Genomic DNA, 6,066 nt, shown 5'->3' with positions numbered 1-6,066 from the left:
AGGTTTGCAAAATCCTGCAAGATCCGTTAAAATAGGTACAGGTAGAGCCAATTGCAAAATTACTGATTAATCGATTTTTGGAAGGATTTTGCAATAAGGGCCAAAAATGAAGAGCTCATAAGAAAACTTGAAGAAGAGTTTAAAAATGACATAGGAGTCATAAAAATGGCTTGTGAACAAGACCTTAAAGAAGAAAACTCAGGTTGATAGAGGCTGCTCGATTGAGGAAGTTATGAAAGAAACAAAGCTTTCTGCCGAAACAATTGAATCTCTTAGCCAGACAGAGGAGAAATAAAAATGAGCCGGTATTTAAACCCAACAAATGACGTTTCTTTTAAAAAGCTTTTTGGAACAGAAAAACACAAGCCTTTGCTTATTAGCTTTTTGAATTCCGCATTATCTCTAGAAGGGGACCGAAAAATCAAAGAAGTCACTCTTCTTCCAAAGGATCAAGCACCCCTGATCAAAGAAACGAAAAAAAGCGTTCTTGATATCAAGTGCACAGATGAGCGAAATATTCAATACATTGTTGAAATGCAAAATAAGAGTGCCCCTGGGTTTATCAAGCGGACCCAATTTTATCTTGCTCATAGCTACGTTTCTCAGTTTCCTGAAGGAGCTGAGTACGTTGAGCTAAAACCTGTTATCCTTCTTGCCATTGCAAACCATGTTCTATTTCCTGAGAAAGAAAAGGTGATTTCCTATCATAAAACCCTTGATACGGACACATTAGAGCATAATCTAGAAGATATGTCTTACGTTTTCATTGAGCTTCCTAAATTCAAGAAAAAAGAAGAGGAGTTAGAAACGGTCCAAGATAAATGGTTGTACTTCTTTAAAAACTGGGGGAAAACGAACGAAGTTCCTTCTAAAGTCCAAGAAAAAGAGCTGATAGAAGCTTACAACTCGATGGAAGAGTACAATTGGAGCAAGGCTGAAAGAGAGGCATACATTCAGGCAAACATGGCCTTGACTGACGAATATGATGCCAGAAGAAAGGAACGTGAAAAAGGTGTTGAGGAAGGGCTCGAAAAAGGACGGCAAAAAGAAAAATTAGAAATTGTCCAAGCTTTGCTTAAGCAAGGTCTACCAGTAACTCAGATTTCTGAAGCAACGGGCCTCTCAGTTGAAGAGATCGAGCCCCTCCGCTAAGGAGCTGAGCAAGAATAACTCCTAAGGAACTGGGCAAGAAATAAATGCTACAAGTTGCAGGTTATATACCCAAACAAGTTTTACAAAATTTCAAAGGTGATCAGATTTTGGGGGCGGAGCGCGCTTGGGCATCGCATGAGGGCGTCGTGGTGGCGCTGAAAATTTGCTCCACTGATTGTCTCTGAAAAGTGGCCCGAAGTCAGAGTCGCCGTATCATACATCTCAAGCACCTGAATCAGGTAACTCAGGCAGGTGTCGGTGAGACGTGCCCTTTGCCCTCCTTCCAGAAGGGGAATCACAAAAGTCTTGGTAAACCCATTCTGACTCAAGATTTGGTTTTTCCCTGCGCCAGCATCTCCAGCTTCACCCCCCTCTGCATCGCCCTTATCTCTTGGATAGGGGTCTGCTTCAATGGGGCTAAATCTAGAGCGCTGGCTTTGGTAAACTCCCAAACCTTGAATCAGAATGGGTTTTTGAGGAGTAGTGATCGTCAGTGTTGTCGCATGCTCATCTTCATGGGAGGGGAGTTCGAAGGTTTTTACATGGATGTAGCCATGGATCTCTTTCCCATAGCGGGTCAGCTCAAGCTCGATCCCATTTGCGGGATCAGAAGCGGGGTGGGTGAGCTTGCTAATGTCATAGTCGGGGCTCCCACTTTTTATCGCGGTATGTTTCCACCCATCACGGCAGCAGCTTGTGAGCAAAAGCAGAAGCGCTAAGGCAAGGTATTTCATGAGTCGTTATTCGAAGGAGCATGCTTCCCGGTGTTGGCACCGCTGGCAATCAGCCCGATGGTAATGGCAGCCAGGGTTCCGATAACGGCAAGGGTCGCTTTTTTGGTGTTTGAGGGAGCCTCTTCAGGTTCGGTGCGCTCACGGAAGGGGATGTCAGGGTTCTCCTCAGGAAGAGGGGGTTCCTGAGCGTTTAAGGCAAAGGCGATAGTTAGAAAGATCATTAACCGTTTCATGGACTGTTTTTCTCCAGTAGGGATTGTTGAATGTATTTAATTGCAAGGAACTGCCAGCAGCTCCCTTTTAACTTTAACTCTTTTTCGACATAATTGACAAAAGGTTTCCAGTGATTGCTTTGAAAAAAGGGGGTGGCAAAGAGGCTTTCCCTGTCTCCTTTCGAAGTGGCGCAATGTTTTTTCCAACAGGTTGTCAGTGGCATTAACTTTTTTTCTAGGTCGGGATCACTCCAAATCGGTGACACTTCGAGCGACTTAAAAGAGGCTAAAAGCTTTTCATGAACAGAAAGGAACTCTTCTTTTAATACCGAGGCGGCATGGATGATTGCATATCCCTCATGGATTGAAATGGCTTGAAGAACGCGGATCACTCCCCATTGGTTTTTAATGTCGAGCTGAATGAGGCGAGCCGGACCATTTTTCGTTTGAAGAGAGCCTAGCTCCGTATAGTGATTGTGCCGGTTGTGTTTTTCAATGACCTTAAGGTAGATCTCCAGTGAGGTTTTCCCCACCTTTTCGAGGGTGAGGGTGATCGAAGGGGTGAAGATTTTTCGCTTCGAGGCGATAAAACCGATCTTGACCCCCCGTCCATACTTGGAGGGGTCGGCAATCTGCCACCCTTTAGGAGCTTCAAAATGGGCAAAAAAGGGTTCTTGAGCACACAGAAAAAAGGGAAGTAAGAGGAAAAGCCATTTCATCAGTTACTGTCGTTATGAGCTGCGGCGCTTTGGTGGATCACTCCAGCAAGAATGGCAATTGCAATGGCAAGGCCGAGTCCCCAGCCCACCATCGACATGCTGATCGAAGTGCTTGTTGCAGTGGATGAGCCATAGCCCAAGGGCTCACACTTTTCATACCCTTCATTGGCATCATACTCACAATCAGAAAAGGCCTGATCGTTCCCATAGATGGGAGTTTTTAAAAGGATTAGCCCGCAAGCAATCAATAATGTTAAAGTCTTTCTCATTTTACCAAGTCATTTTAAAAATCAGTATTGCTGAAAAACCTTTTTATCGCCAAGTGTTTTTTTCATGATTTTGTATGTGCCATACGCTGTTAAGCAAAGATTCTTAAACTAGAGAGCTTATATATGAGCTTTGGAGGTGGTGAAAATGGTGAAGAGGGCCAGAACCTTTTCCAATGCGAAGGTCTTTGGCTGCGATGAGCGCTTGGTGAAGGTAGGCCTTCCCTTTTTTACAGCTTTCAAGGAGATCAAATCCCATGGCAAGAGAGGAGGCGATTGCAGCGGATAGGGTGCACCCTGTTCCATGGGTGTTTTTGGTCTTTATTCGCTTTTTTTTCAGCCATACTTTTGTTCCATTTTGGTCGAGGTAAAGGTCGGATGCCATCTCTCCATCAAGATGCCCCCCTTTTAAAAGGACTGAGTGCGACCCCATAAGGAGAATCTTTTGAGCAGCAGTTTCCATTTCTTCTTTGGTTGTTTCGAAGGGGCCTATAAGGGTTTTGGCTTCGGAAATATTGGGGGTTGTGAGGGTAGAGAGGGGAATAAGGAGCTCTTTGAGGGTCTCTAAAGCATCTGCAGAAAGGAGGCGATCCCCACTGGTTGCAACCATCACGGGATCCAGAACAATGGGGATATTTTGTCCGTTGTGTTTTAAGAAGCTTGTGACGACTTCGATCACCTCTTTGTTTGCAAGCATTCCGATTTTAATCGCATCGGGAATGATATCCTCAAAGATTGCTTCAAGCTGCTCTTTTACTGCCAGAGGGGGGATAGGATAGGATTTTTTTACCCCCTGGGTATTTTGGATTGGAAGCGCTGTTAAAACAGTCATTCCAAAGCAGCCAAATGCGGAAAAGGTTTTAAGGTCTGCTTGAATGCCAGCCCCTCCAGAGCCATCGAAACCAGCAATCGAAAGGACTTTATCCATAGATAGCCTTTGGATTAAAACTCAGCTCATAAAGGTGGTCGATGAGAGCGCTTTTGAACGCTGCGGGGCTTCCTGCTTGTTCCGCAGCCTTTGCTCCGCAAATACCGAAGTAGCGTGTTGCAGCAAGTGAAGCTTTAAAGCGATCTTTTTCAACGGCTTGGAAGGCTGCTAAAAGGGCTCCTAATGTGCAACCCATTCCTGTCACCATTCCCATTAATGGGGAGCCTTCTTTAATGTACTCGGTTCGGTCGCCACCGATGATAATATCTACCTTTCCTGTAATGATCATGGTTCGGTTAAGTGTTTTACTTAAGTTTCTCCCTACCCCTTCAGCTTGGATCGAAGGTTCTTTAGATTCAACCCCTAGGGGAGCTCTTTTTGTATCTTTAAATGAAAGGATTTCACTCCCATTTCCCTTAATAGTTGTGACATAAGGAAGGAGCTTTTTTGCTAGTTTGGTTCTTATTTTTGTTGCACCTGTTCCTACAGGATCTAGAATGCATGGTTTCCCTTGCAAGTAGGCCTCTTTTGCTCCAACTTTGGCCCTTTTGCAAAAGGCCTTATCGAGCGTTCCAATGTTGATATTAACCCCTTGAGAAAGGTGAACAAGCTCTTTAATCTCGCTGACCTCCGATGACATGATAGGGGCTGCTCCTATGGCAAGTAGGCCATTAGCCATCAGATCCATCGTGACAGTATTGGTGATGTTAAGGACTAGAGGTTTTGTTTCACGAATTTTTCCCAGGATGGCATAGATACTATGCATGACAGGCTCCTCTATTTACCGCTGAAAGTAGCTGACTGCAACCTTGCTCAAGGTCTTCTACGCTATGAAGGGTGCTAACGACCGCCACCCCTTGAGCTCCTGAGTCTATGACTTGATCAACGTTTGATAGATTGATGCCCCCAATTCCTATCACAGGGTGATTGGAGCGCGCGGCAAGGTCTTTAAGGCCTGATAGCCCCCAAATCTTTTTTAGGTTTTTTTTTGTTTTCGTTTCAAAAACAGCGCTTGCAGCTACGTAGTTCAATGCTTGGCTTGCATTGGCTTTATCGAGCTCTTCCAAAGACTCAATCGATTGACCAATCAGGGCATTTTCCCCTAGGATTTCACGGGCGGCTTCAGGGCTTCCATCGGTTTGGCCTAGATGGACCCCCTCAGCTTCAACCGCCTGGGCAAGATCTATTGAGTCATTAATGATTAGGGGAATCTCAAAGGGGGCTAAGGTCTCTTTTAATCTCCGTGCAAATTCTAGTAGAAGATCATAAGAGGCCCCTTTTTCACGGAGCTGGACTGCGGTTACCCCCGCTCGAGCACATCTCTCGATGAACCGCAAGTAGTTGTCAATAGGGGTAGAGTCCCTCTGGGTGACAAGAATGAGCTTAAGAGAATCTTTCATTTTTCCATACCAAATTATATTAGAAGGTGCATTTTAAGGGCTAAAGCAAGCAGGTGTCAACTAGAAAATTTGCTTGACGATTTATCTAAGGAGCTGGGCAAAAATAACTCATGCATTTCTGGTGCCATAGCGCTTTAGCTGCGCGGCGCAAATCCGCAGGAAGCTTATTAGCTTTCAAGGAGTTGCAACAAAGCAGATGAAGATGTTATGGTTGCAGAAATGTATAAGTTATTTTTGCCCAGCTCCTAAGAATGCACTTGAAAGCCAAACTCTTCCAGTTGATGCACCCAAAGCTTCTTGTAGTCTTTCAACAAAGTAGAAAAGATTTAAAGGGTTTTCCTCTGGTGGCCACTTGATAAAGTTGGGTATAAAAAGGCGGGCTTCCGAGCCTCCCCTTCATTTAGCATTAGGTTTTCTTGGGTGAGACATGCCTAATTTAAGTGCGTCTTGTTAATCATTTATAAAGTGATGATGCTACGATAGAACGGCGGATTTTATTAATTGTATCTTTATTTCCCTTGAGCTGATCTTTATTTTCGCTACAGTACTTCCGGATTGGCGTGTCAGGAATGCATATAAGCTCCTCCCTGTGCACGATTCCGTTTTTCTTCCAAATAAACCTTAACAAAACGCATTTGTTAGCCAGCTGTCTATA

General features: G+C 44.5%; 9 protein-coding genes. 1 reads left to right on the top strand and 8 read right to left on the bottom strand.

All coding sequences use genetic code 11. The features are described from left to right. Positions 1-297: 297 nt before the first annotated feature. Positions 298-1,152 carry an Rpn family recombination-promoting nuclease/putative transposase gene (locus NEPTK9_RS05485; protein ID WP_194847830.1) on the top strand — a complete coding sequence of 285 codons (855 nt, stop codon included), beginning with the start codon at positions 298-300 and terminating at the stop codon, positions 1,150-1,152. An 80-nt stretch (positions 1,153-1,232) separates the two neighbouring features. On the opposite strand, the gene NEPTK9_RS05480 is transcribed toward NEPTK9_RS05485, so the two are convergent. The 8 genes from NEPTK9_RS05480 to NEPTK9_RS09690 form a co-directional block, all read right to left on the bottom strand. Then, positions 1,233-1,886, bottom strand: coding sequence for a hypothetical protein (locus tag NEPTK9_RS05480; RefSeq protein ID WP_194847829.1), 654 nt, complete (start codon positions 1,884-1,886; stop codon positions 1,233-1,235). Further along, positions 1,883-2,119 carry a hypothetical protein gene (locus NEPTK9_RS05475; RefSeq protein ID WP_194847828.1) on the bottom strand — a complete coding sequence of 79 codons (237 nt, stop codon included), beginning with the start codon at positions 2,117-2,119 and terminating at the stop codon, positions 1,883-1,885. The genes NEPTK9_RS05480 and NEPTK9_RS05475 overlap by 4 nt, the downstream gene beginning before the upstream one ends. Further along, positions 2,116-2,817, bottom strand: coding sequence for a hypothetical protein (locus NEPTK9_RS05470; RefSeq protein WP_194847827.1), 702 nt, complete (start codon positions 2,815-2,817; stop codon positions 2,116-2,118). The genes NEPTK9_RS05475 and NEPTK9_RS05470 overlap by 4 nt, the downstream gene beginning before the upstream one ends. Continuing rightward, on the bottom strand, positions 2,817-3,086 hold the full coding sequence (locus NEPTK9_RS05465; protein WP_194847826.1) for a hypothetical protein: 270 nt from the start codon (positions 3,084-3,086) through the stop codon (positions 2,817-2,819). The genes NEPTK9_RS05470 and NEPTK9_RS05465 overlap by 1 nt, the downstream gene beginning before the upstream one ends. A gap of 103 nt (positions 3,087-3,189) precedes the next feature. Then, the gene (thiD, locus tag NEPTK9_RS05460; RefSeq protein ID WP_194847825.1) at positions 3,190-4,011 is read right to left on the bottom strand and encodes a bifunctional hydroxymethylpyrimidine kinase/phosphomethylpyrimidine kinase; all 822 of its coding nucleotides are present in this window, start codon (positions 4,009-4,011) and stop codon (positions 3,190-3,192) included. Further along, complete coding sequence (gene thiM, locus NEPTK9_RS05455; protein WP_194847824.1) at positions 4,004-4,777, bottom strand: hydroxyethylthiazole kinase; 774 nt, start codon at positions 4,775-4,777, stop codon at positions 4,004-4,006. Before thiM ends, thiD begins: the two co-directional genes overlap by 8 nt. Further along, positions 4,770-5,411 (bottom strand): thiamine phosphate synthase, encoded by a 642-nt coding sequence (thiE, locus tag NEPTK9_RS05450; RefSeq protein WP_194847823.1) that lies wholly within the window; start codon positions 5,409-5,411, stop codon positions 4,770-4,772. The genes thiM and thiE overlap by 8 nt, the downstream gene beginning before the upstream one ends. A 454-nt stretch (positions 5,412-5,865) precedes the next feature. Then, positions 5,866-6,066 (bottom strand): hypothetical protein (locus NEPTK9_RS09690; RefSeq protein WP_228547040.1); only part of this gene is annotated, 201 nt, incomplete at its 5' end.

It is taken from the genome of Candidatus Neptunochlamydia vexilliferae, assembly GCF_015356785.1.
Taxonomy (GTDB): Bacteria; Chlamydiota; Chlamydiia; order Chlamydiales; family Simkaniaceae; genus Neptunichlamydia; species Neptunichlamydia vexilliferae.
The sequence above is the reverse complement of the archived record's forward strand: the minus strand, read 5'-3'. Positions and strand labels throughout refer to the sequence as shown.

Coding starts and splice junctions, on each gene's coding strand:
- NEPTK9_RS05485 (WP_194847830.1), top strand. CDS start 298: ATGAGCCGGTATTTAAACCCAACAAATGACGTTTCTTTTAAAAAGCTT.
- NEPTK9_RS05480 (WP_194847829.1), bottom strand. CDS start 1,886: ATGAAATACCTTGCCTTAGCGCTTCTGCTTTTGCTCACAAGCTGCTGC.
- NEPTK9_RS05475 (WP_194847828.1), bottom strand. CDS start 2,119: ATGAAACGGTTAATGATCTTTCTAACTATCGCCTTTGCCTTAAACGCT.
- NEPTK9_RS05470 (WP_194847827.1), bottom strand. CDS start 2,817: ATGAAATGGCTTTTCCTCTTACTTCCCTTTTTTCTGTGTGCTCAAGAA.
- NEPTK9_RS05465 (WP_194847826.1), bottom strand. CDS start 3,086: ATGAGAAAGACTTTAACATTATTGATTGCTTGCGGGCTAATCCTTTTA.
- thiD (WP_194847825.1), bottom strand. CDS start 4,011: ATGGATAAAGTCCTTTCGATTGCTGGTTTCGATGGCTCTGGAGGGGCT.
- thiM (WP_194847824.1), bottom strand. CDS start 4,777: ATGCATAGTATCTATGCCATCCTGGGAAAAATTCGTGAAACAAAACCT.
- thiE (WP_194847823.1), bottom strand. CDS start 5,411: ATGAAAGATTCTCTTAAGCTCATTCTTGTCACCCAGAGGGACTCTACC.